This window comes from Lysobacter stagni (assembly GCF_030053425.1).
Classification (GTDB): Bacteria; Pseudomonadota; Gammaproteobacteria; order Xanthomonadales; family Xanthomonadaceae; genus Lysobacter_J; species Lysobacter_J stagni.
Genome location: NZ_JASGBI010000001.1, coordinates 1,296,593 through 1,321,738, shown reverse-complemented (window position 1 = coordinate 1,321,738; position 25,146 = coordinate 1,296,593). Strand labels below are relative to the sequence as shown.

At 67.6% G+C, this 25,146-nt stretch carries 14 protein-coding genes; 7 read left to right on the top strand and 7 right to left on the bottom strand.

Annotation, left to right across the window (positions count from 1 at the left end; genetic code table 11):
- Positions 1–40 precede the first annotated feature (40 nt).
- The 6 genes from QLQ15_RS05900 (at position 41) to QLQ15_RS05875 (ending at position 10,611) form a co-directional block, all read left to right on the top strand.
- Entirely contained in the window at positions 41–1,345 is a 1,305-nt protein-coding gene (locus QLQ15_RS05900; RefSeq protein ID WP_283211903.1) for an MFS transporter, read from the top strand.
- 23 nt (positions 1,346–1,368) lie between these two features.
- On the top strand, positions 1,369–2,373 hold the full coding sequence (locus QLQ15_RS05895) for an endo-1,4-beta-xylanase (RefSeq protein WP_283211902.1): 1,005 nt from the start codon (positions 1,369–1,371) through the stop codon (positions 2,371–2,373).
- A complete protein-coding gene (locus tag QLQ15_RS05890; RefSeq protein ID WP_283211901.1) occupies positions 2,370–5,240 on the top strand; it encodes a glycosyl hydrolase 115 family protein in 2,871 nt (956 codons plus the stop codon). The genes QLQ15_RS05895 and QLQ15_RS05890 overlap by 4 nt, the downstream gene beginning before the upstream one ends.
- Before the next feature lie 91 nt (positions 5,241–5,331).
- Positions 5,332–6,747, top strand: a complete 1,416-nt coding sequence (gene uxaC, locus QLQ15_RS05885; protein ID WP_283211900.1) for a glucuronate isomerase — start codon at positions 5,332–5,334, stop codon at positions 6,745–6,747.
- Positions 6,748–6,934: 187 nt separating this feature from the next.
- Positions 6,935–9,574, top strand: coding sequence for a beta-galactosidase GalB (galB, locus tag QLQ15_RS05880; protein WP_283213947.1), 2,640 nt, complete (start codon positions 6,935–6,937; stop codon positions 9,572–9,574).
- Entirely contained in the window at positions 9,574–10,611 is a 1,038-nt protein-coding gene (locus tag QLQ15_RS05875; RefSeq protein WP_283211899.1) for an SMP-30/gluconolactonase/LRE family protein, read from the top strand. The genes galB and QLQ15_RS05875 overlap by 1 nt, the downstream gene beginning before the upstream one ends.
- A 97-nt stretch (positions 10,612–10,708) precedes the next feature.
- On the opposite strand, the gene QLQ15_RS05870 is transcribed toward QLQ15_RS05875, so the two are convergent.
- The 6 genes from QLQ15_RS05870 to QLQ15_RS05845 form a co-directional block, all read right to left on the bottom strand.
- On the bottom strand, positions 10,709–12,181 hold the full coding sequence (locus QLQ15_RS05870) for a mannitol dehydrogenase family protein (RefSeq protein ID WP_283211898.1): 1,473 nt from the start codon (positions 12,179–12,181) through the stop codon (positions 10,709–10,711).
- A 146-nt stretch (positions 12,182–12,327) separates the two neighbouring features.
- Positions 12,328–15,003 carry a glycoside hydrolase family 3 protein gene (locus QLQ15_RS05865; protein WP_283211897.1) on the bottom strand — a complete coding sequence of 892 codons (2,676 nt, stop codon included), beginning with the start codon at positions 15,001–15,003 and terminating at the stop codon, positions 12,328–12,330.
- A gap of 31 nt (positions 15,004–15,034) precedes the next feature.
- On the bottom strand, positions 15,035–16,690 hold the full coding sequence (locus QLQ15_RS05860) for a glycoside hydrolase family 43 protein (RefSeq protein WP_283213946.1): 1,656 nt from the start codon (positions 16,688–16,690) through the stop codon (positions 15,035–15,037).
- A 169-nt stretch (positions 16,691–16,859) separates the two neighbouring features.
- The gene (manD, locus tag QLQ15_RS05855; RefSeq protein WP_283211896.1) at positions 16,860–18,116 is read right to left on the bottom strand and encodes a D-mannonate dehydratase ManD; all 1,257 of its coding nucleotides are present in this window, start codon (positions 18,114–18,116) and stop codon (positions 16,860–16,862) included.
- A complete protein-coding gene (locus tag QLQ15_RS05850) occupies positions 18,113–20,107 on the bottom strand; it encodes a sialate O-acetylesterase (protein ID WP_283211895.1) in 1,995 nt (664 codons plus the stop codon). The genes manD and QLQ15_RS05850 overlap by 4 nt, the downstream gene beginning before the upstream one ends.
- A 1-nt stretch (position 20,108) precedes the next feature.
- The gene (locus QLQ15_RS05845; RefSeq protein WP_283211894.1) at positions 20,109–22,370 is read right to left on the bottom strand and encodes an alpha-glucuronidase family glycosyl hydrolase; all 2,262 of its coding nucleotides are present in this window, start codon (positions 22,368–22,370) and stop codon (positions 20,109–20,111) included.
- A gap of 101 nt (positions 22,371–22,471) precedes the next feature.
- Here QLQ15_RS05845 and QLQ15_RS05840 point away from each other — a divergent pair, with 101 nt between their 5' ends.
- Positions 22,472–23,539 (top strand): LacI family DNA-binding transcriptional regulator, encoded by a 1,068-nt coding sequence (locus QLQ15_RS05840; protein WP_283211893.1) that lies wholly within the window; start codon positions 22,472–22,474, stop codon positions 23,537–23,539.
- A gap of 63 nt (positions 23,540–23,602) precedes the next feature.
- On the opposite strand, the gene QLQ15_RS05835 is transcribed toward QLQ15_RS05840, so the two are convergent.
- Positions 23,603–25,069 (bottom strand): sugar porter family MFS transporter, encoded by a 1,467-nt coding sequence (locus tag QLQ15_RS05835; RefSeq protein WP_283211892.1) that lies wholly within the window; start codon positions 25,067–25,069, stop codon positions 23,603–23,605.
- Between the last annotated feature and the right edge of the window lie 77 nt (positions 25,070–25,146).

Below are 25,146 nucleotides of genomic sequence, written 5' to 3'. Positions count from 1 at the left end.
TGGGGATGTGCATCGCAGACCACGCGCGGGATCGCCGCGAATGAGTGGGTCGGACCGTATCGATGGAACTTCCGCGCCCGCGACGCGCGTGGGCAATTACCGGTGGCGCGTGTGCGCGATGCTGCTGGCGGCGACGACCATCAACTACGTCGATCGCCAGGTGCTGGGAGTGCTCGCGCCGTTCCTGCAATCGGAGATCGGCTGGAACGAGATCGAGTACGGCTACATCGTCACTGCGTTCCAGGCCGCCTATGCCATCGGCCTGCTCTGCGCGGGCGCGATCATCGACCGCTTCGGCACGCGCGTCGGCTATGCCATCGCCATCAGCGTGTGGAGCGTGGCTGCGATGGCGCACGCGCTGGCCGGCAGCGTGATCGGTTTTGCCGCGGCGCGCTTCGCGCTGGGGCTGGGCGAAGCGGGCAACTTCCCCGCGGCCATCAAGACGGTCGCCGAATGGTTCCCGCGGCGCGAACGCGCATTGGCGGTGGGCGTGTTCAACGCCGGCTCCAACGTGGGCGCCGTGCTCGCGCCGCTGCTGGTGCCGATCATCGCGGCGACGTGGGGATGGCAGGCTGCCTTCCTGTTCACCGGCGTACTCAGCGCGACGTGGCTGGTGGGCTGGTTGCTCACGTACCGCACGCCCGACCAGCAGCCGAAGCTGTCGGCCGCGGAGCTCGCGCATATCCGCAGCGACCCGCCGGAACCGAACGTGAAAGTGCCGTGGCTGCAGTTGCTGCGCCATCGCCAGGCCTGGGCGTTCGTCGCCGCGAAGTTCATCACCGATCCGGTCTGGTGGCTGTTCCTGTTCTGGCTGGGCAAGTTCCTGGCATCGGAATACAAGCTGTCGTTGAGCACGATCGGCCTGCCGATGATCGTCGTCTACCTGATGGCCGACGTCGGCAGCATCGCCGGCGGCTGGCTGGCCGGGCGCTTCATGCGCCTGGGCTGGGACGTCAACCGTGCGCGCAAGGGCGCGATGTTGACCTGCGCGCTGTGTGTCGCGCCGATCGTACTGGTGACACAGGTCGACAACCTGTGGATCGCGGTGGCGCTGATCGGCCTGGCCATGGCGGGCCACCAGGGCTGGTCGGCCAACGTGTTCACGCTGCCGTCGGACATGTTCCCGCGCCACGCGGTCGCGTCGGTGGTGGGCATCGGCGGTTTCGCCGGCGCGGTGGGCGGCATGCTGATGTCGGTCTTCACCGGTGCGCAGCTCGAATCCACCGGCAGCTACGCACGCATCTTCCTGATCGCAGGTTGCGCCTATCTGATCGCGCTCGCGGTCGTGCACCTGCTCGCACCCAGACTGCAGCCGGCGGCCTTCAACGGCCCGCGGGCGGCATGACCACCATCCGTAGGAGGGACGGAATGAACACCACCCGCAAGATCCTGTGCACCGCGCTGCTCGCTGCATCGCCGCTGCTCGCCAACGCGCAGACGGCGCCGCTCGCCGCCGGCCAACCCAAGTTCCTCGGCAGCGTGCACAGCCCCACGCAGATCCGCGATTTCGACACGTACTTCAACAAGGTCTCGCCCGAGAACGCCGGCAAGTGGGGCGAAGTCGAGGCGGTACGCGACCGCATGGACTGGACCGGCCTGGACGCGGCGTACAAATTCGCCAGGGACCACGGTTTCCCGTTCCATATGCATGTGATGGTCTGGGGCAACCAGCAGCCGGAATGGATGGAGAAGCTGCCGGTCAACGAGCAGCGCGAAGAGATCGAGGAGTGGTTCGCCGCGGTCGCCCAGCGCTACCCGGACCTGGACTTCGTCGAGGTCGTGAACGAGCCGCTCAACGATCCGCCGAGCAAGGACGACGAAGGCGGCGGCAACTACATCGAAGCGCTCGGCGGCGCCGGCGCCACCGGCTGGGACTGGATCGTCACGTCCTACAAGCTGGCGCGCCAGCACTTCCCGCACGCGAAGCTGCTGATCAACGACTACAACATCACCAACAAGCCCGAGAACACGAAGCGTTACCGCGAGATCATCGAGCTGTTGCAGAAGGACCACCTGGTCGATGGCATCGGCGTGCAGGCCCATTCGTTCGAGACAACGGCCGACGTGCCGATGTCGGTACACAAGGCCAACCTGGACTCGCTGGCGCAGACCGGCCTGCCGATCTACGTGACCGAGCTCGACATCGACGGCGCCAACGACGCACAGCAGGTCGCGGACTACCAGCGCATCTTCCCGGTGTTCTGGGAGCACCCGGCGGTGAAGGGCGTGACGCTGTGGGGGTACCGTCCGGGCATGTGGCGCACCAAGCAGCGCGCGAACCTGGTGCGCAAGGACGGCAGCGAGCGTCCGGCGCTGGCGTGGCTGCGCGGTTACATGCGTGGCGTGGGCGGCGCTGCCGCGACCACACCGTGACTTCGCTGCGCGCCGCCCTCGCGGCGCTCACGCTGCTGGCGAGCGCGCAGGTACATGCGGCGGACGACTGCGCGCGGCCCGCCGCCGTGTGCGAACGCGCGGTGAGTGGCGCGCTGGCCCTGATCGACGATGGCACTCCGCTCGGCGTGCTTGCCGATGGACACGACTTCCCCGGCGTGGTGCGCGCCGCGCGCGACCTGCAGGGCGACCTCAGCGCGCTGTCGGGCCACGACGCGGTCTTCTCCACCGGAGCGTCCACCGCTCGCACGGCGATCATCGTCGGCACGCTGGGCCACAGCCCACGCGTGGACCGCATCGTGCGCGAGAAGCGCATCGATACGCGCAACGTGGCCGGGCGCTGGGAAGCGCACCTGATCCAGGTCGTCGAACGTCCGGAGCCCGGCATCGATCGCGCACTCCTGATCGCGGGCGCTGACAAGCGCGGCACGGTCTTCGGCGTGTACGAACTCTCTCGGCGCATGGGCGTGTCTCCGTGGACGTGGTGGGCCGATGTGCCGGTGCCGCGCCGGACCTCGCTGCATGTGGCGCCAGGCCGCTTCGTCGATGCGCCGGAAGCTCGCTACCGGGGCATCTTCCTCAACGACGAGGACCCCGCGCTGGGCGGCTGGATCAAGGCGACCTACGGCGGACCGAATCACCAGTTCTACGAACGTGTCTTCCAGCTGATCCTGCGCCTGAAGGGCAACTACCTGTGGCCGGCGATGTGGGGCCGCGCCTTCGCCGACGACGACCCGCGCAATCCCGCGCTGGCCGACGAGTACGGCGTGGTCATCGGCACCAGCCATCACGAACCCATGATGCGCGCGCACGTGGAGTGGGAGCGCCACGGCAAGGGCCCCTGGGACTACACGAAGAACGCCGACACGCTGCGCGCCTTCTGGCGTGAAGGCATCGCTCGGATGGGCGACCACGAAAGCGTGGTGACGCTGGGCATGCGCGGCGATGGCGACGAGCCGATGACGCAGGGCACCGCCATCGATCTGCTGCAGACCATCGTGCGCGACCAGCGCAACATCCTCGCCGAGCTAACCCACAAGCCGCTGGCGAAGACGCCGCAGGTGTGGGCGCTGTACAAGGAAGTCCAGGACTATTTCGACGCCGGCATGCAGGTCCCCGACGACGTCACCCTGCTCTTCGCCGACGACAACTGGGGCAATCTGCGTCGTCTTCCGAAGCCCGGCGAAACACGCGGCGGCGGGTATGGCGTGTACTACCACTTCGACTATGTCGGCGGTCCACGCAACTACAAGTGGATCAACACGGTGCAGATCGAACGCACCTGGGAGCAGATGCAGCGCGCACGCGCGTTCGGCGCGGACCGGCTGTGGATCGTCAATGTGGGCGACCTCAAGCCGATGGAGTTCCCGATCTCGCTGTTCCTGGACCTGGCGTGGCGTCCGGAGGCGATCACGCCCGAGCGCCTGCAGGACTATCCCGCCGACTGGGCCGCGCAGCAGTTCGGCGCTGAACATGCGCAGGAGATCGGCGAGCTGCTCACGCGTTACACGCAGTACAACGCGCGCCGCAAGCCGGAACTGCTGACACCGGAAACCTTCAGCCTGGTGAACTTCAATGAGGCGCAGCGCGTGCTCGCCGACTGGCAATCGCTGGTCGAGCAGGCCAAGAAGGTCGGTGCCGCGCTGTCGGCCGCGTATCGCGATGCGTACTGGCAGCTGGTCGAGTACCCGGTGACCGCCAGCGCCAACCTCACCGCGATGTACATCGCCGTCGGCCGCAACCGGTTGTATGCCTCGCAGGGCCGCAATGCGTCCGCACTGGCGCAGGCGAACCTGGCCACGCAACTGTTCGAGCACGATGCGGAACTGGCGCGCGTCTACGAGCGGGACATCGCGGGCGGCAAGTGGATCCACATGATGTCGCAGCCGCGCATCGGCTATACCGGCTGGCAACAGCCCGAGCGCAACGTGATGCCGCAACTTACCACTCCGACGGTGCCGGCGAAGGCCGCGCTCGGCGTGGCGGTGGAAGGCGACACCCGCGCGTGGCCGGGTGCGGATGGAAAGGCCGCGCTGCCGACGCTCGATCCCATCGGGGCGACCGCGCGCGGGATCATCGTCTTCAATCGCGGCAGCGCACCGCTTCGCTACACCACCACCACGAAGCAGCCGTGGCTGCACGTGCAACCGCAGTCCGGAACGGTTGCCGATGAGCGGACGCTGCAGGTCACAGTCGACTGGGACACCGTGCCCGTCGGCGAGCACGAGGGCACCGTCACGCTGCGCGGCAGCGACGGCACACAGGTCGCCGTGCGCGTTCCGGTTTCGATGCCCGCCCCCACCGTCGCGCCGCACGGCTTCGTCGAGAGTGACGGGCAGATCGCCATCGAGGCCGAACACCACGCCCACGCGCTTTCGGCGCCCGGTATGGAATGGCGCACGATCCCGAATCTGGGCCGCACGCTCTCGGGCGTGACGGTCTGGCCGGAGGCGGCGCCGACCCGGTTGCCCGACGCCGGCGCTTCGCGACTGGAATATCCGATCCACCTCAATCGCGATGGTGAGGTCGAGGTGCGCGTGGTGACGTCGCCCGCGCTCGACCTGCAGCACGGCGACGGCCTGCGCTACGCGGTGGCCATCGGCGACGAAGCGCCACAACTGATCACGGTGAAGGCCGACCCGACGCCGCGCCATCCCGATTTCCCCGCGTGGGAACGCGCGGTCAGCGACAGCGTGCAGGTCGCCACGTCGCGACACCGCGCCCGCGCCGGCAACCAGACGCTGACGCTGTGGGCCGTCGATCCGGGCATCGTGTTCCAGCGCATCGAGATCGTGCGCGGTACCGTACGCGCCAGCTATCTCGGTCCGCCGGAGAGCCCCCGCCGATGATCCTGACGAACGCGCACGCCCGCCCGCGCGGGCGTGACATCCTCTTCCATCGATGCGGCGCCCTTGCGTCGCCCGCCCCCGCGAGTTCCCCATGAGCACTCCGCTGCACCTCCACGAAGACCGCCTGTTCCCATCCGATGCCGTGCAGCGCGCCATCGCGCGACGGCTGTATGCGCAAGTGGCGACGCTGCCCATCGTCAGTCCGCACGGCCATACCGACCCGTCATGGTTCGCCGGCAACGCGCCGTTCGCCAACGCGACCGAGCTGCTGCTCGTGCCGGACCACTACGTGTTCCGCATGCTCTACAGCCAGGGCGTGCCGCTCGACGCGCTGGGCATTCCGCGCGCGGACGGCTCGCGCGCGCAGGTCGATCCGCGCGAGGCCTGGCGTGTGTTCGCGTCGAACTTCCATCTGTTCCGTGGCACACCCTCGTCGATGTGGCTGAACCACGTCTTCCACGACGTGTTCGGCCTGCGCACGCGCCTGGATGCCACGACCTCGGACGCGTACTACGACCGCATCACTGAAGCGCTGCAGACGCCGCAGTTCCGTCCGCGCGCACTGTTCGAACGCTTCAACATCGAACTGATCGCAACCACCGAATCGCCGCTGGATCCGCTGGAGCACCACGCAGCCATCCGCGACAGCGGCTGGAGCGGCCGCGTGATCACCGCCTATCGCCCGGATGCGGTGGTCGACCCGGAACACGAACAATTCCCGCACGCGCTGCAGCAGTTCGGCGAACTCACCGGCGAGGACGTCCACAGCTGGGACGGATACCTGCGCGCACATCGCAAGCGCCGCGCGTTCTTCGCCGCGCACGGTGCCACGTCCACCGACCACGGTCATCCGACCGCTGCCACCGCGAACCTGTCCACCGACGAAGTGCGGCGGTTGTTTGACAAGGTGGTGCGCGGCGTCGCCACGCCGGCCGATGCAGAGCTGTTCCGCGCGCAGGTGCTGACCGAGATGGCGGCGATGAGCCTGGACGACGGGCTGGTCATGCAGATCCACCCCGGCTGCTTCCGCAACCACAATGCGGGGCTGTTCGAACGTTTCGGTCGCGACAAGGGCGCCGACATCCCGCTGCGCACCGAGTACGTGCATGCGCTCAAGCCGCTGCTGGACCGCTTCGGCAACGACCCGCGCCTGACGCTGATCCTGTTCACGCTGGACGAGAGCACCTATTCGCGCGAACTGGCACCGCTTGCCGGCCACTACCCGTCGCTGTTCCTCGGCCCGGCATGGTGGTTCCACGATGCACCCGAGGGCATGTGGCGATTCCGCGAGCAGACGCTGGCCAGCGGCGGCTTCTACAACACCATCGGTTTCAACGACGACACGCGCGCGTTCCTGTCGATTCCCGCTCGGCACGACGTCGCGCGTCGCATCGACTGCGCATTCCTGGCCAAGCTGGTCGCGGAGCACCGCATGGACGAGGACGAAGCCGCCGACGTCGCGGTGGATCTGGCGTACGCGGCGCCGAAGCGGGCGTACCGGTTGTAGTCCGTCGGTCGAATGAGGGGCGCGCAGCGTCGATGCCATGCCGCCCCCACGGTTGGATCCCCGTTTTTTTGCGGGGATGACATCTTCAAAGCGAGGAGCGGGCGTGTCGCATCGTCGAAGGGGTTGGCTGTCCACGTTACCGGTCACGTGCTTCGCGTTCTGGCTCACCCTTTCACCGGGCCACGCCATCGGCTCGCCGCGCGAACGCATCTCCATCAACACCGGTTGGCGCTTCCACCAGGGCGATCCTGCTGGCGTCACCGGTCTCGACTACGACGTGCGCCCCGACGTAACGCAGAGCGCCGACGGCAAGGATGCCGACGCCAGGCCTGACGAGGCCGCGAAGGTACAGGCACGCGATGCGCGCGTGCTGAAGCCGTGGATCCTGCCCACCGCCAATCCGCTGATTCGCGATCCCGCGAAGCGCCATGTGCGACCTGCCAGTGATCCCGGCGCCGACGTCGACTACGTGCAAGGCTCGTTCGACGACGGCGCCTGGCAGCGTGTCACGCTGCCGCACGACTGGGCCATCGCCGGCCCCTTCCTGAAGAATGGCCCTTACGGCGGCATGGGTCGCCTGCAGACCTGGGGCCCGGTCTGGTATCGCCGCACGCTGGACATTGCCGCCAGCGACGCGGGACGCAAGGTCTTCCTCGATGTGGACGGCGCGATGTCCTACGCGGCCGTGTGGATCAACGGTCGCCTGGCGGGCGGCTGGCCGTACGGCTACAACGGCTGGCGCGTGGATCTCACGCCCTACGTGGTGCCCGGCACGTCCAACCAGCTTGCGATCCGCCTGGACAACCCGCCCGAGTCCGCACGCTGGTATCCGGGCGCGGGGCTGTATCGCAACGTGTGGCTGGTGAAGACCGATCCGGTGCACGTCGCACAGTGGGGCACGCGCGTGACGACGCCGGAGGTGTCCAGGGAACGCGCCGCGGTCGCGCTCGATGTATCCCTCGACAACGAATCGTCGGAGGCCGCCGACGTGGCGGTCGCTACCGAGATCTTCGCGCTCGATGCCAACGGCACGAAGACCGGCCGCGCCGTCGCGCGCATCGACGAACACACGCGAATCGCGGCCAATGCCAGCGCCTCCGTGTCCGGATCCACGACGCTCGCCCGGCCGCGCCTGTGGGGACCACCGCCGACGCAGCAGCCCAACCGCTACGTCGCCATCACGACCGTCTCGCGCGATGGCCGCGTCGTGGATCGTGTGGAGTCGCCGTTCGGCATCCGGTCGATCCGCTTCGATGCGAACGAGGGCCTTCTCGTCAACGGCGAGCGCATTGTCATCCGGGGCGTGAACAACCACCACGATCTCGGCGCGCTCGGCGCGGCGTTCAATGTGCGTGCGGCGGAACGCCAGCTGCAGATCCTGCGCGACATGGGCGCCAACGCCATCCGCATGGCGCACAACCCACCGGCACCGGAACTGCTGGAACTCACCGATCGCATGGGCCTGCTGGTGATCGACGAGGTCTTCGATTCGTGGGAACGCAGGAAGACGCCACTGGATTTCCACCTCATCTTCCCCGACTGGCACGAGCCGGACCTGCGCGCGATGCTGCGCCGCGACCGCAACCACCCGTCCATCGTGTTGTGGAGCGTTGGCAACGAGGTGGGCGAGCAGTACACGGGTGAGGAAGGCGCCGCGATCGCGAAGCGGTTGCACGCTATCGTGCGCGAGGAAGACTCCACCCGGCCCACCATCAACGCGATGAACTGGGCCAAGCCCGACATGCCGCTGCCGGGCGCGCTCGACGTGATCGGCCTGAACTACCAGGGCGAAGGCATCCGCGACACGCCCGAGTTCGAAGGCACCGAACGCATCCGCACGAAGCCGCAGTACGACGCCTTCCACGCCGCCTTCCCGGACAAGGCCATCGTCAGCACCGAGACCGCATCGGCGCTGAGCAGCCGCGGCGTGTATCTGTTTCCGGTGACGAAGGAAACCAGCGCGCCGGTACGCGATGGCCGCGGCGGCGACTCCGCCATTCATCAGGTCAGCGGGTACGAACTGCACGCGGTGGATTTCGGTTCCAGTGCGGACAAGGTGTTTGCCGCGCTCGACCGCCATCCCTTCGTCGCCGGCGAGTTCGTGTGGACCGGCTTCGACTACCTGGGCGAGCCGACGCCCTACTACGACGCACGCAGTTCGTACTCGGGCATCGTCGACCTCGCCGGCTTCCCGAAAGACCGCTACTACCTGTACCAGGCGCGATGGCGCCCAGACCTGCCGATGGTGCACCTGCTGCCGCACTGGACCTGGCCGGGCCGCGAAGGCCAGATCACGCCGGTGCATGTGTTCACCTCCGGCGACGAAGCGGAGCTGTTCGTCAACGGGGTGTCGCAGGGACGGAAGAAGAAGGCGCCGTTCGAGTACCGCCTGCGCTGGGACGACGTGGTCTACGCGCCGGGCGAACTGCGCGTGCAGGCCTGGCGCAACGGCAAACCCTGGGCCAGTGCGAGCACGCGGACGGCCGGAAATGCTGCGACACTGGCGCTGGTGGCGGACCGGCGGCAGATTCGCGCCGACGACAGTGATCTGTCGTTCGTCACCGTGCGTGTGCTGGACCACGAAGGTCGTCCCATGCCCACCGCCGCAAATGCCATCCGCTTCACGGTGGATGGGCCGGCCCAGATCGTTGCCACCGACAATGGAGACCCGACCGACATGACCGCGTTTCCCTCGCACGAACGCAATGCATTCAACGGGCTGGCGCTGGTGATCCTGCGCGGCATTCCCGGACGCAGCGGAACAGTGACGCTGCGCGCGGAGTCGCCGTCGCTGCAGGGCGCCGCACTGCGGCTGCAGGTGCGCTGATGCGTGCCGCGCTGCGTAATGGACTGCTGGCCGCCGCGCTGGTGGTCGGCCTCCCGGCATGCACACCGGCCGTCGCGCCGTCGTCGTACGAGACTGTCGGCCGAATTACCGCGTACGACGCGTCGTTCGACGCGCTGGTCGCGCGTGATGCCCGCATCGAGCGCATCGCCGAGGGTTTCCAGTGGGCCGAGGGCCCGCTGTGGATGCGCGACGGCGGCTATCTGCTGTTCAACGACGTGCCGGGCAACACGATGCATCGCTGGTCCGCACGCGACGGCGCGTCCGTGTTCCTGCAGCCATCGGGTTACGCAGGCACCGACCTGTCGGGCCTGCGCGAGGCGGGCGCGAACGGGATGGACGCGGAACCGGCAGGCACGGTGTTGCTTGCCGATTCGGGATCGCGCCTGATCGCCCGCCTGGACCCGGCGACGAAGCAGCGCACCACGCTCACCGCCAGCTACCGCGGCAAGCGTTTCAACAGCCCCAACGATGTCGTGCGCCGCAGCAACGGCGCGGTGTTCTTCACCGATCCACCGTACGGGTTGAAGGGCATCGACGAATCTCCACTGAAGGAGCAGTCCTTCAACGGCGTCTATCGGCTCGATCCAGACGGCTCCGTGCACGTTATCGAGGAAGGGCTGAAGTTCCCCAACGGGATCGCCCTCTCCCCCGACGAACGCACGCTCTACGTGGCCAATTCCGACCGCGCACGCCCGGTGTGGATGGCGTACTCGCTAGCCGCCGATGGAAGCGTGCTGGGCAAGCGCGTGATCGGCGATGCCTCGGACCTGATCGCCGCAGGTGCGGAAGGCGCGCCCGACGGCCTGGCCGTTTCCGCCGATGGCCACCTGTTCGCGAGCGCGCCGGGCGGGCTGCTGGTGATGGACTCCAACGGCAAGCGTCTTGGCATGATCGAAACCGGCGCGCGCGTGTCCAACGCCGCGTTCGGCGATGACGGCCACACGCTCTACCTGACCTCGCACACGTTCGTGGCGCGGGTGCGGGTGAAGGCGACCGGGATGGGCTTCCCGCACTGAGGCCGGCGACGCGTCGTTCGCGTCGCGGCAGCGATCACGCCGACCGGTTACCGGGCGGCGGTGCATTCCTTCGTTACACGCCGCGCGCGACCGCCGGTCACGCGTCCGCGAGTGCCTGTTCCACAGCGTCCGGCGACGCATCGCCCAGCACCGCGTAGGCACTGCGCAAGGCCGCGACGAATCGCGCATCGCCGGACAACGGCGCGAACACCGATTCCAGCGAGAGGAAGGCGCGTACGTCGGCGTCGGCGTATCCGGTGGTCGCGGCGCCGACGGAAACCAGCGCATCGTTGAGCGGGTCCACCAGTGCCACGCCGGCGTTCGCCTGGCGTCGCACGAACTGCATCCAGCCCGCCACCGGCAGGCACAGGCGGTCGATCGGACGACCCGCGGCCAGCGCGTCGGTGATGGTGCCCAGCAGCCGCACCGGGATCTTCTGCGAACCGTCCCACGCGATCTGCAACAGCCGGTGCTGGATCGCGGGATTGCGGAAGCGCTCCAGGATCGCGCCGGCATAGCGTTGTGCATCGAACCCGCGCGGCGCCGCGACGTTGGGCGCGATGGAATCGCGCATCAGGCGTTCGACGAACGAGGCCAGCACCGGCGTGGCCATTGCCTGGGCGACGGTTTCGACATTCATCAGCGAGCCCAGGTACGCCAGTGCCGAGTGCGGTGCGTTGAGCAGGCGCAACTTGGCCTTGTCGTAACCGGCGATCTCATCGCTGAAGGTCACGCCCACGCGGTCCAGTGGCGGGCGCCCGTTGCAGAACGCATCCTCCACCACCCACTGGGTGTAGCGCTCGCGCTGCACCGGCCATGCATCGGCGCAACCCAGCGCTTGGGCCACGCGTTCGCGCAGCGCGTCGTCGGTGGCGGGCGTGATGCTGTCCACCATCGACCGCGGGAAGGTCGCGTGGCCGGCAATCCACAGGGCCAGTTCCTCATCGATCCGTTCGGCGAACTGCAGCACCGCGCGGCGCAGCTTGCCGCCGTTGTCGGGCAGGTTGTCGCAGCTGAGCACGGTGTACGGCGGCAGACCGGCATCGCGACGGCGACGGAGGCCTTCGACGAGATAGCCCACCGCACTGACCGGCGAGCGTGGCGTGGTCAGGTCACGGACGATGTCGGCGTGCGCCAGGTCGAGATGCTCGCCCTTCAGGCAGTAGCCCTTCTCGGTGATCGTCAACGTCACCAGGCGGACATCCGGGTGCGACAGGCGCGCAAGCACCGCGTCGCCCTGCTCGCGCGCGGCAAGCACTTCGCGAACGGAGCCGATCACGCGCATCTGCGTCGTTTCGCCCAGCAGGGCCAGCGTGTACAGGCCCTCCTGCGGCTGCAGCGCCTCGCGCACGTCGCGGCTGTTGAGCGACACGCCGCAGATGGCCCACCTGGCATCGAGAGCCAGCAGGTCCTCCACGTACACCGCCTGGTGCGCGCGATGGAACGCACCCACGCCCAGGTGGACGATGCCGATGCGCGTGGCATCGCGGTCATACGCGGGGCGCAGCACCGTTCCGGGAAGGCCGGCAAGTGTGCTCGAGGAAAGGCGTTGCGATGCGGGGGCTGTCATCTGCGATGGGGCTGGAATCGGTTTGTGGTTGTCTGTTGCTGTTTCTGTTTCTGTTGAAGCAGTCATCCCCGCGAGGCGGGGATGACAGCAGGAGCGGACCGAAACACCAAGGCCCGCCCTGCCCCTTCACTCGGTACCGCCACCCATCACTTCGTCACGGTCAGGCTCGAGCGCACGCGTACATCCGCGCTGGACGCGCCAACCTGCACCTCGTACGCACCCGGATCCACCGAGTAGGCGTCGCGCTGCTCGTCCCAGGTACGCAGATCCTTCTGCGGCGTGATGGCGAAGGTGACCGTGCGCTCCTCGCCCGGCTGCAGGTGGATGCGCTGGAAGCCGCGCAGTTCCTTGTGCGCCCGTTCGCGCTTCGCATTGACCGGGGCGAGATACAGCTGCACCACTTCGTCGCCGGCGCGCTTTCCGGAGTTCTTTACCTTGACCGACACGTTGACCGGCTGCTGTGCGTTCACGCGCGTGCGGTCCAGCGTCAGGCCGGAGTAGTCGAACGTGGTGTACGACAAGCCATGGCCGAACGCGAACAGCGGCTCGCCCTCGAAGTAGCGGTAGGTGCGTCCGCGCATCGCGTAATCGTCGAACGCGGGCAGCTTCTCGTCCGCCTTGTAGAACGTGACCGGCAGGCGACCGGCGGGATTGGCATCACCGAACAGCACGTCGGCCACCGCGTTGCCGCCGCGCTGTCCCGGATACCAGGCCATGACGATGGCGGGCACGTTCTGCTTCGCCCAGTCCACCGCGAGCGCGGATCCGGCTGTCAGGACCATCACCACCGGCTTGCCGGTGTCCTTCAGCGCTTCGAGCAACTTGCGCTGCGTCGCCGGCAGGCGCATGTCGGTGCGGTCGCCACCGGCAAAGCCCGGATAGCTCACCGTCATCTCCTCGCCTTCGACATCGCCCGTGAGGCCGCCGACGAAGACGACCACGTCGGAATCGCGCGCGGCCTGCAGCGCTTCCTCGAACGGCGGCTTCGCACCCGGCATGCGCCAGGCCAGGCGTACGCCCGCGTCGCGTTCACCGTCGTAGTACTCCAGGCGCAGGTCGTACGCGCGGCCCTGCTGCAACTGCACGGTGGCGCTGTCGGCGCGCAGGCGATCGCTGTCCTTCCACTGGTCGATCAGCAGCTTGCCGTCCAGGTACAGGCGGAAGCCGTCGTTGGCCGCACCCTCGATCTGATACGTGCCCGTCACCGGTGGCAGCAACTGTCCGCTCCAGCGGATGCTGAAATTGTCCGATGGCACCGATTGGCCGCCGTGCGCTTCGCCGCGCGCCATCAGGTTGTCGGTCGGCGAGCCGCGATCCCAGCGGAAGCCGATCTGCGAATCCACGCGCGTGAGCGCCGGCGTACCGGACAGGTCGCGGTTGCGGAAGTACTCGCCCTTCAACCCGCGCTCGGGCGACTTCGCATCCGGTCGCAGGTACTGCGGCTCGATCAGCGGCGTGGCGGCAGGATCATCGCGGCCTTCCACCAGGTCGACACCGCGGGCATGCACGACCTGTGCGTTCGGCACGGCCTCGCGGATGCCCTGCAGGATGGTCACCGGCGCAGCCGGCGTTCCGTAGTAGTTGCCCAGCAGCGCCATGGTGTCGTCGGCGGTCGGGCCGACCACGGCGATGCGCTTCACATCGCGCGAGAGCGGAAGGACGCCATCGTTCTTCAGCAGGACGATGGATTCCTGCGCCACCTTGCGCGCGAGCGCATCATGCGCGGGCGACTGGTTGGCGGAGTATGGGATGCCCGCCCAGCGCACCTGCTCCGGGGGATCGAACATCCCCAGGCGCATGCGCGCGGTGAACAGCTGCGTCACCGCGTGATCGACCTCCGCTTCGGAGATCAGCCCCTTGCGCACCGCCACCGGCAGCGACGGCGCGTAGGTGTCGCCGCAGTCGAGCTGCGTGCCGTTCTTCACCGCCAGCGCGGCGGCTTCTTCCGGCGTGGCGACGATCTTGTGGTGCTTCCAGATGTCGACGATGGCCCAGCAGTCGGAAACCACGTAGCCCCTGAAGCCCCACTCCCTGCGCAGCACATCCTGCAGCAGGAACTTGCTGGCGCTGGCGGATTCGCCATAGACACGGTTGTACGCACCCATGACCGCGTCGACGTCGCCTTCCTTCACCAGCGCTTCGAACGCGGGCAGGTAGGTCTCGCGCAGGTCGCGTTCGGTCGGCTTCGCGTCGAACGTGTGGCGGTCGGCTTCGGGTCCGCTGTGCACGGCGAAGTGCTTGGCGGTGGCGTCGAGCTTGCGATACTTCGGATCGTCGCCCTGCAATCCCTTCACGAACGCCACGCCCATGCGTGCCGTGAGGTACGGATCTTCGCCGTAGGTTTCCTGGCCACGCCCCCAGCGCGGGTCGCGGAAGATGTTGATGTTCGGCGACCAGAACGTGAGGCCCTGGTAACGCCCGTGCTGGTCCTGGCGCAGGAACTCGTGGTGCTTCGCACGCGCCTCGTCGCTGATGGCGCTGGAGATCTGCGCCATCAGCGGAACATCGAACGTGGCCGCCATGCCGATCGCCTGCGGGTACACCGTCGCGGCGCCTGCGCGCGCAACGCCGTGCAGCGCCTCGTTCCACCAGTCGTAAGCGGGCACGCCCAGGCGCGGGATCGCCGGCGCGCCGTTGGCCATCTGCGCGGCCTTCTCTTCCAGCGTCATCTGCGAGACCAGCGCAGCCGCGCGCTCCTGGAAACTGAAGGTGGTGTCGAGCCAGGGCTTGTCCCCGGCTGCCGCCGTAGTGGTCGTCTGCGCGCACAACGCGGTCGATGCCAGCAGCAGCGCCGAGGCGATGGCGACTCGCAGTCCGTTCATTCCATGCATTCCTGTCCGCATCGTTCGATCCTCACGGTTCATCGCGCGACACGCGCGCATAAGGTCCGACCGTGGCGCCGATGAACCCACCGGCGACGTCGGTACTCAGTACGGTTCCGTCCACGTCCTGCTTCAGCCAGCGCCAACCGGTGCCGGTGTCGTACGCGAACGCGTACGCACCTGCATTGCCGGAAACCTTCAACGCCAACTGCTTCGTGTCTTGGGGCAGGTACGTGCTCGCCAGCGCCGTGGTCGCGTCGCCGCGGCGTTCGCGCAGTGACAGCTCCACACCGTCCTTCGTGCGTTGCACGGTGTACGACAGCCAATGGGTTTCGTTCTGGAACGCAGCCAGGCCCGCTTCCGTACCGGCCTCGCGCGGAACGGCCAGCGACGTGCTTGCCTCGAAGGCGAGGTGCTGCTGGCGCCGCGCGAGGAAGGAAGGATTGCGCAGCGTGTCCAGACCCTCGGCGAGCGGGTGGATGGCCAGCTTGCCGGGATTGGAGGTCACATCCGCCCACACCATCTTCGGCACGCGCGCGAACATCCATGCGGTGTCGAGCTCGGGTTTGTCGAAGTCGTCGCGCCAGGTGAAGTTGCCGCTGAGCGGCGCCTGCGTCGCGTTGCGCTGCATGAACGACGGACCGTCGACGACCTGCGGAATGCGCGTTCCGTGCGGCAGGATCGTCGGCCAGCCGTCCTTCCACTTCACCGGCAGCAGGTAGGTCTCGCGGCCGGTGTTGTAGTGCGTGACGCCGTAGTTGCGGCTGCCCAGGAACACGGCCCACCACGTGCCATCCGTGGTTTCGACGATGTCGGCATGGCCTGCGTTGGTAATGGGATCCGGACGGTCGTCGGGAAGGTCGCGCTGCGTGAGGATCGGGTTGTGTTCGTACGGCGTATACGGTCCCCAGATCGAGCGGCTGCGCGCAACCACCTGCGAATGCTGTGGCCCGGTGCCGTCCTCGGCGCAGACGAGGTAGTACCAGCCGTCGCGTTTGTGGAGGTGCGGGCCTTCGATCCAGATCGGCTTCTCCGACAGGTCCATGCCGCCGTTGATCAGCACCTTGCGCGGGCCGATGGGCTGCAGCGTGTCGGGCGCCAGTTCCGTCATCCAGATCGCGCGGTGACCCTCGTACAACGGCGTGCCCACTGGCGCGTCGTTGTTGATCAGGTAGATCCTGCCGTCATCGAAGAACAGCGCAGGATCGATGCCATCGATGCTCTTCAGCCAGATCGGGTCCGACCACGGGCCAGCGGGGTTCTTCGCAGTGGAGATGAAGTTTCCGCCCGCGTCCACCGACGTATTCAACACGTAGAACGTACCGTCGTGGTACTCGATCGTCGGTGCGAATACGCCGCGCGACATGCCCAGACCATCGAAGTCGAGCTGCGACGGGCGGTCGATGACGTTGCCGACCTGTGTCCAGTGCACGAGGTCGCGGCTCTCGAACACCGGGATGCCGGGATAGTAGGTAAACGTCGAGTTGACGAGGTAGTAGCGATCGCCCGCGCGCGTGATGCTGGGGTCGGGATAGAAGCCGGTGAGAATCGGGTTGCGGTACTGGCCCGGCTTCAACGGCTGCTCGAACGTCGCGTCGTGACCCTTGTACTCGAACCAGTCGAAGAGGACGGGCTCGGCCGCGTGCGCGGAAGCGATGCACAGACCGGCAAGCACCAGACCCGACATCCATCGGGTCATCCAACCTGCGCGCGAGCCGTCGTTCCCGCGGAGGCGGGAACCCAACTGTCCGACGCCATCCCGGCCTCCGGAGAGTGTGATGCAGCCAACGTTGGATCCCCGCCTTCGCGGGGATGACGGCTTGCAGGGTGTATCGCGACCGGCGTGTTTCATCGAATCACCAGTCCCACATCGTTCCGTCTTCCAGCCGTGCGACCGGAAGCTGCTTGGGTGCGTAGGGATACTTCGCGGCCAGTTTCTCGTCGATATCGACGCCGTGGCCGGGCGTGTCGCCGACGTGCAGGCGGCCGTCGCGGAAGACGTAATCATGCGGGAAGACCTCGTTGGTCTCGTCGGAATGGAACATCCACTCCTGGATGCCGAAGTTCGGGACCCACGTGTCGAAGTGCAGTGCCGCGCCCATGCACACCGGCGACAGGTCGGTGGCGCCGTGGAAGCCGGTGCGCACGTAGTGCAGCGCGGCGAAGTCGGCGAGGCGACGCAGGTGGGTGATGCCGCCGCCGTGCACGATGGTGGTGCGGATGTAGTCGATCAGCTGGTTCTCGATCAGGTGCTTGCAGTCCCAGATCGAGTTGAACACCTCGCCCACCGCGAGCGGCGTGACCGAGTGCTTTCGGATCAGTTCGAACGACTTCTGGTTCTCTGCCGGCGTCGCATCCTCCAGCCAGAACAGGCGGAAGGGCTCGAGATCGCGCGCCAGGCGCGCGGCCTCGATGGGCGACAGGCGATGGTGCACGTCATGCAGCAGCTCCACGTCGTTGCCGTGGTCGGCGCGCAGCCGTTCGAACAGCTCCGGCACCACCTGCAGGTACTTCGGCGTGTTCCATACCGTTTCGGCGGGCAGTTCGCTTTCGGCCGGCTCGTACGGCTTGCCGCCGGTGGAGATGCCGTAGGCCTTCTTCACGCCCGGCACGCCGCACTGCGCGCGCACGGCGAGGAAGCCCTTCTCGATGTACTTGCCAACTTCGTCGCTGGCTTCGCCGATGTCGCGGCCGTTGGCGTGGCCGTACACCAGCGCGCCCTCGCGCGAGCGCCCGCCCAGCAGCTGGTACAGCGGCAGGCCGGACATCTTGCCCAGGATGTCCCACAGCGCGACGTCGACCGCGGCGATCGCGCTCATCGTCACCGGCCCGCGGCGCCAGTACGCACCGCGATAGAAGAACTGCCAGATGTCCTCGATGCGGCCGGCGTCGCGTCCGATCAGGTTCGGCACGACGTGGTCCTGCAGGTACGACGCGACCGACAGCTCGCGTCCGTTGAGCGTGGCGTCACCCAGGCCGGTGATGCCCGAACGCGTGGTGATCTTGAGCGTGACGAAGTTGCGGCCCGGGCAGGTCACGATGACCTTGGCATCGACGATCTCGCGATCGCGCGCGGAGCCGTGGCGGGAGGTTTCAGCAGTGGGGGTGTTCATCGTGCGTGGTCGTCGGAAGAAGCGGTGGGAATGGACAGCTCGAAAGGACCGGCGGGCAGGTTGGCGCCGTCGAACAGCGTGCATACCGGGCCGTCGGCCCAGCAGTAGCGCACGCGCGTGGCCTCGTGCGCGTTCGGCGCGCGCAGCGCGACGGCGTTGCCCCACGCCTTCGCATCGGCGTAGCGGCACGAATCCTTCGCGGCACCGCACAGTTCGAACCCGATGGGACCGTACGAGCCCTGCGCGACGAGGTCGCCGGTGACGTCGGCGAAGGTGACGACGATGCCGTCGTCGACGCGCTTCACCGCGGTAGGCACGGGGCCGGACGGCGCGATCTTCTCGCCATAGACAACGTGGCGCGCGACGCGCGCGAGGCGGCGGCCGAGCTCCTGCTTGTTCGAGGGATGGATGTCGTAGTGGTCGCCGATGTCGATGGCGACGGCCAGACCGGTGTTGGCGTCGTCGTTGGCGACGGTGCGCTGCGACTCGCGCAGCGCGGCCCAGCCACTCTCGCCCGGCGCCGACTTCGGTTGGCCGTAACCGGCGAGCTGCACGATGGTGAACGGCGTGTCCTGGCCGAAGCGATCGCGCCAATCGGCGCGCAGCACCCGCAGCAGATCGCGATAGCGCTCGGCCTCGAACGTGTTGGACTCACCCTGGTACCAGAGCATGCCGCGCAGGTTGTAGCGACCCAGCGGCGCGATCATGCCGTTGTAGAGCGTGGACAGCCCCGCGGCCGTCTGCCACGGCGCACGCGGCGGCCAATCGGTGCCTTGCACCGCGCGCCACTTCCAGGGATTCGACAGCACGACACTGGTGCCGTCCTTGAAGCGCAGCGCGTGCGCGCTCGCAGGACCGGCCAGGCCGCCGTCGCGGTAGGTGTCGAGCACGTTGAGGACGACGCTGTTCTCGCCTTCCTTCAGCAGGCCACGCGGCAGTACGTACTCGCGACCGCTGCCAGCGCCGTAGGTGCTGCCGACGGCGACGCCGTTCACCCACGTCATATCCACTTCGTCGGCGGGGCCGAGAGCGAGCACGGCGTCCTGCGACGCCTGCTGGGCGGTGAGCTTCACCGTGGTGCGGTACCAGAGCATGCCGTCGAACTGAGCGAGTTCCGGAACGCCCCATTTCTCCCACGGGCCAAGGTCGTGCGGCGCGGTGCGCCAGTCCTTGCCGGGCACGTAGGTCGCGCTCCACGGCGTGTCGCCCGGCTTCGCGTCGGGGCGTGCGTTCCACCAGCGCGCCCAGACATCGCCCCAGCGACCGATGGCGCCGACCGGATCGGTAGCGTACTGGGCGAGCACGTCGAGCTCGTCCTTGTAGAGGTTGGTTGCGCGCAATGCGGGGCCGCTGGTCCAGGCCTGGATGCGCGAACCGCCCCATGCCGCGTTGATCAGGCCCATCGGAACGTTGACGGTCTTCTGCAGTTCGCGTGCGTAGTAGTAGCAGGCGGCGGAGAAGTCGCGAACGGAGTCGGAATCCAGCTTGTTCCACGTCACCGGACGCTGGAACGTTTCCTGCGGCGTGACCGCGCCGTCCTGCGGAACGGTCAACAGGCGGATGGTGTCGCTGGAAGCGCCGGAGATCTCCGCGCGGGCATCGAGCGAGCGCCATACCTGCAGCTCCATGTTCGACTGGCCCGAGCACAGCCACACGTCGCCCACGAGCACGTCGGACACGGTCTGCGTAGTGCCGGTGGCGCTTGCGGTGAGCGTGTACGGTCCACCGGCCTTCAGCGCGGGAAGCGTCGCCGTCCAGCGGCCGTCGGCGTCGGCGCGCGCCATTGCGCGCTTGCCGGCGAAGGTCAGCTTCACCGCTTCGCCGGGCGTCGCGCGCCCGTACAGGCGAATGGGCTGGCCACGCTGCAGCACGGCATGGTCCTGGAACATCGTGTGCAACAACGTGGCGCCCTGCGCATCCGCGGCGGGCGCGGCGAAGGCAGTGAGCGCAAGCGCGGCGCCCAGCAGCGGCGCGATCAATCGGTGTTCCATGTCAGCCATTCCCCGGGGCAAACGGAAATTCGAGCGATTCGTAGTAGTCCAGCGCGTGCGCGGGCGGCGCTTCGCCCTCCGGCAGCGGCCGCTGCGCGAAGGTCTGGAAGTAGGCGATGCTGGCGTCGCGCCACCATTGCGCTTCCTTCTCCTGGATCGCGAGGAACGTCGCGACCTGCGCATGGCGCTCGTCGTCGACGCGTCCCTTCAGGCCGTCCCAGGTGCGGCGCATGCCGCGCACGTAGTCCACGCCCTGCGAGTAGCGGTGCACCAGCTCGCCCCACAACGGGCGACCGGACTTCGTCGTGTAATCCCAGGGCACGTGGTGGAACCAGAGCAGGAATTCCTCGGGCGTCTTCTTCACGTCATCGAACTGCGCGGCCACTGGCGGCGCGTACTGCGAGACGGCGCCGCTGCCGTGCGTGGTGCGATCGAAACCGATGCCGTCCTTCGAGGCGCGGTGGTAATAGACCGAGGTCCAATCCGCGCGCGGACCGCCTTCCACCCACGGACCCGGCCCGTAGTGGTGGCTGCGCCCCATCAGATGATGCAGACCCAGCGGCGTCATGTAGTCCACCACGGCCTCACGCGACCCCATCATCATGCCGACGATCGGTTGCACGACGGCATCGTCGCTGGAGAAGGTCATGCGTGCCCACTCCTGCGCGATGTCGCGCGAGGACAGGTACGGATTCCACGCCAGGCGTCCGTAGGCGTACCAGTTGGCCTGATCGAAATGCGAGCCGCTCCAGTTGCGGTCGCTGCCGATGTTGGCCACGCCGGCCATGCCGGTGATCGCGCCCTTCGGAAGCGTGCCGGCGTGCAGCGATCCATCGATCACCTTCGCCACCGTCGAGCCCGGGCCGCGCACCTGCGTGTCGGCGCGCAGCGTTTCCTCGAACAGCGGGCCGAGATAGGCCAGGTGCGTGGCGAAGCCCAGGTATTCCTTGGTGATCTGGAACTCCATCATCAGCGGCGTCTTCGGCATCGCACCGAATAACGGATGGAAGGGTTCGCGCGGCTGGAAGTCGATGGCGCCGTTCTTCACCTGCACCATCACGTTGTCGCGGAACTTTCCATCCAGCGGAACGAATTCGTTCCAGGCCTGCTTGGCGCGGTCGTCCGGAGTTTCGTGCGAGTAGACGAACGCGCGCCAGATCACCTTGCCGCCGTGCGGCTTCACCGCGTCAGCCATCATGTTGGCGCCGTCGGCGTGCGTCCGGCCGTAGTCCTGCGGGCCGGGCTGGCCTTCGGAATTGGCCTTGACCAGGAAGCCGCCGAAGTCGGGAATGGCCTTGTAGATCTCGTCGGCCTTGTCCTTCCACCACTGCTTCACGGCCGGATCGAGCGGGTCGGCGTTCTTGAGTCCGCCGATCTCCACCGGCGCGCTGAATCTCGCGCTCAGGAACACGCGGATGCCGTAGGGGCGCAGCACGTTCGCCAGCGCGGCCGCCTTCTCGATGTACATCGGCGTCAGCTGCTGCGCGCTCGCGTTGACGTTGTTGAGCACCGTGGCGTTGATGCCGATGGATGCGTTCGCGCGGGCGTAATCGGTGTAGCGCGGGGAGAGATAGTCCGGCAGCTTGTGCCAGTCCCAGATCGATTCGCCCGCGTAGCCGCGTTCGACGTGACGGTTGAGGTTGTCCCAGTGATTGAGCATGCGCAGTTGCGTGCGCGGCACTTCGCGGATGTCGAGCGCGTCCAGCGACTGGGCCGTCTGCACCAGGCGCAGCAGATGGAACGCGCCGTACAGCGCACCGATGTCGTCGTTGGCCGCGATCACGGTCGCGCGATGTCCATCGATTCTGGCGCTGCGGATGAGATAGCCCTCGCGCCCAAGGTCCTTCGTCTTCAGGCGCAGGGCAGCGATGGCCGGCGATGAAGCCGGCGTACCGACGACGATCGCGCCATCGGCCGTGGCCGTAGGCTGCACGGCAAGGTCCGTGCCCAGCAGGCCGGAGAGGCCGCGCAACAGTTCGGCGCGGGTGGCGGACTGCGTCGGCGTCGTCTCCGGCGCGACCAGCTGCGTGGCATGGGGCCGCACGGCATCGGCCTGGGCAAGCGGGCGATAGCGCAGCCACAGGTCGTAACCATCCTCGGCTCGCGCCGTGCCCGGCATCGACAGGACGACCAGCAACCCCAGAGCCAGCAGTGCGATGAGGGCGCGCGCCCGGTCGATGCAGGCATGCTGGGCGCGTTGCGCGGCCTGGCGTACGCTGTCGCCGTACGGGCGGGATGCCCGTACCATGTGCAGAGCTCTCATTCGCAGTCCTGTATCACGGTGAATTTCGGAGTGCGTCGCGCGTGCGGCGCACTTCGTTCGTTGCGGCACGCGCGGCCGCGGTTTCCAAGAAGGAAGGAACGTTGGAGAAGACCCGGAAATCGATTCGCCGCAAGGGCCACGCCGTCACCATCGACGAGGTCGCCACGCTGGCGAGCGTGTCGCCGATGACCGTATCGCGCGTCATCAACGGCCAGGGCAAGGTGCGCGACACGACACGCGACCGCGTCATGCGTGCGGTGAAGGAACTGGGCTACACGCCCAACCTGGCGGCCAGTTCGCTCGCCGCCGCGCAGCACACGCGCATCGCGCTGATCTACACCAACCCCAGCTCGGCCTACCTTCGCGAGTTGCTGGTCGGTGCGCTGCGCGGTGCAGCGCGTACCGCGGCGCAGTTGATGATCGACAGCTGGGACACCCTCAACGCCGAAGCGCAGCGCAACGCGGCGCGTGCACTGGCCAAGACCGTGGCGGGCGCGATCCTGCCGCCGCCGCTGTGCGAGTCGAAGGCGGTGGTGGCCGAACTGGTCAATGCCGGAATCCCCGTGGTCGCCATCGCCTCGGACCGTTTCAGCCAGGAGATTTCCAGCGTCCGCATCGACGACTTCCGCGCCAGTCAGGAAATCACCGCACATCTGATCTCGCTCGGTCACACCCGCATCGGCTACATCAAGGGCAACCCGAACCAGACCGCCAGCGCGCGTCGCTACGAAGGTTTCCTGGCCGCGCACGCGCAGGCCGGTATCGAAGTGGATGCCACGCTCGTGCAGCAGGGACTGTTCACCTACCGCTCCGGCCTGGATGCCACCGAGAAGCTGCTGGCGCACAAGCATCCGCCCACGGCCATCTTCGCCAGCAACGACGACATGGCCTCTGCCGCGGTGTCCGTGGCGCATCGCCGCGGACTGGACGTGCCGCGCGATCTTTCCGTCGTCGGATTCGACGACACGTCCGCCGCCACCACGGTGTGGCCGGAACTCACCACCATCCACCAGCCGATCGCCTCGATGGCCGATTCGGCCGTCGACATCCTGCTGCGCAACATCCGCCGCAAGGACAAGAGCACGCGCGTGGTGACGGACCATGTCGTCGCGCACCAGCTTGTCACTCGCGACTCGGTGGCTCCGCCCAAACGCGGCAACAACCACTGAAGCGCGCCCGCGCGAACGCGGGCGCGATGGTTGCGTGGGTGGCGAGGCCATGCGGGCTTCGCCTCAACCTTCCATCTGCTCCAGTTCCTTGCCCTTGGTCTCGTAGACGTACTTCAGGACAAAGAACACCGACACGATCGCGGCCACGGTGTAGATGCCGTACGCGCCGGCCAGGCCGATGCCGGCCAGCAGGATCGGGAAGGTCACGGTGATGGCGAAGTTGCTGGTCCACTGCGCCGCACCGGCGACAGCAAGGCCCGAACCGCGGATCTGGTTCGGGAACATCTCGCCCAGCATCACCCACATCACCGGGCCCCAGGACGCGTTGAAGAAGATCACGTAGACGTTGGCGGCGATCAGCGCCAGCGTGCCCATGGAATCGGACAGCACCAGCTTGCCGCCGGCGTCGAGCGACGCCGTGGCGAAGGCGAAGGTCATCAACGCCAGCGACACCGCCATGCCGACCGAACCGATCCACAGCAGCGGCTTGCGCCCGATGCGGTCGATCAGCAGCACGGTCACCAGGCACGCACCGATGCTGAGCGCGCCCGACAGCACGTTGATCAGCAGCGCATCACTTTCGGAGAAGCCCACCGCCTGCCACAGCACCGCGCCGTAATAGAACACGACGTTGATGCCGACCAGCTGCTGGAACGTCGCCAGGCCGATGCCGATCCACACGATCGGGCGGATCTTGCCGGTCGTCTTGTTGATCAGGTCCGACAACTGCGGGCGATGGTGGTCGGCCGACAGCGAAGCGTCGATCTCGGTCAGCTTGTTCTTCGCCTCGCTCGCACCGTACAGCTTGGTCAGCACGGCGAGGGCGTCGTCCTTGCGCTTCTTCACGACAAGGTAGCGCGGGCTCTCCGGGATGATCAGCAGCAGCGCGAGGAACAACGCGGACGGCAGCGCCATCATCCAGAACATCCAGCGCCAGGCCTCGTGGCCCATCCACAGCGGCTGCGTGGAGGCGCCGGCCGTCTTGGCCAGCAGGTAGTTGCTGAGGAACGCACTGAACAGGCCGCCGATGATGGCGATCTGCTGCACGGTGGCCAGCCGCCCGCGGTAACGCGCGGACGCCACTTCGGCGATGTACGCCGGCGACATCACGCTGGCCGCACCGACGGCGAAACCGCCGATCACGCGTGCGATGACGAACATCGTCGAGGTTGCCGCCGCACCCGCGCCGAGCGCGGAGATCAGGAACAGCACGGCCGAGATGATCAGTACCGAGCGACGACCCCAGCGGTCGGCCAGGCGACCGGCGAAGAACGCGCCGATCGCACAGCCCAGCAGCATGGAGGCGACCTCGAAACCGAGTCCGGCCTTGGTGGAATGGAACGCCTGTTGCAGGCCGTCGACGGTGCCGTTGATCACGCCACTGTCGAAGCCGAACAGGAAACCGCCGATGGTCGCGACGCAGCTGACCAGGATGATGAAACGGGTGTTCTCCGCATTCGCGGACGTGGCACTTTCGAGCGTGGCGCTATTCATTCGCTTGTACTCGTTGTGGTGACCGGACCCCTCCACCGCACAAGGCGGTGCCCCAAACTGCACCCTCCCGCTCCGGTAGCGGGAGGGCACCCGTCACATCATGCGGCTTCCGG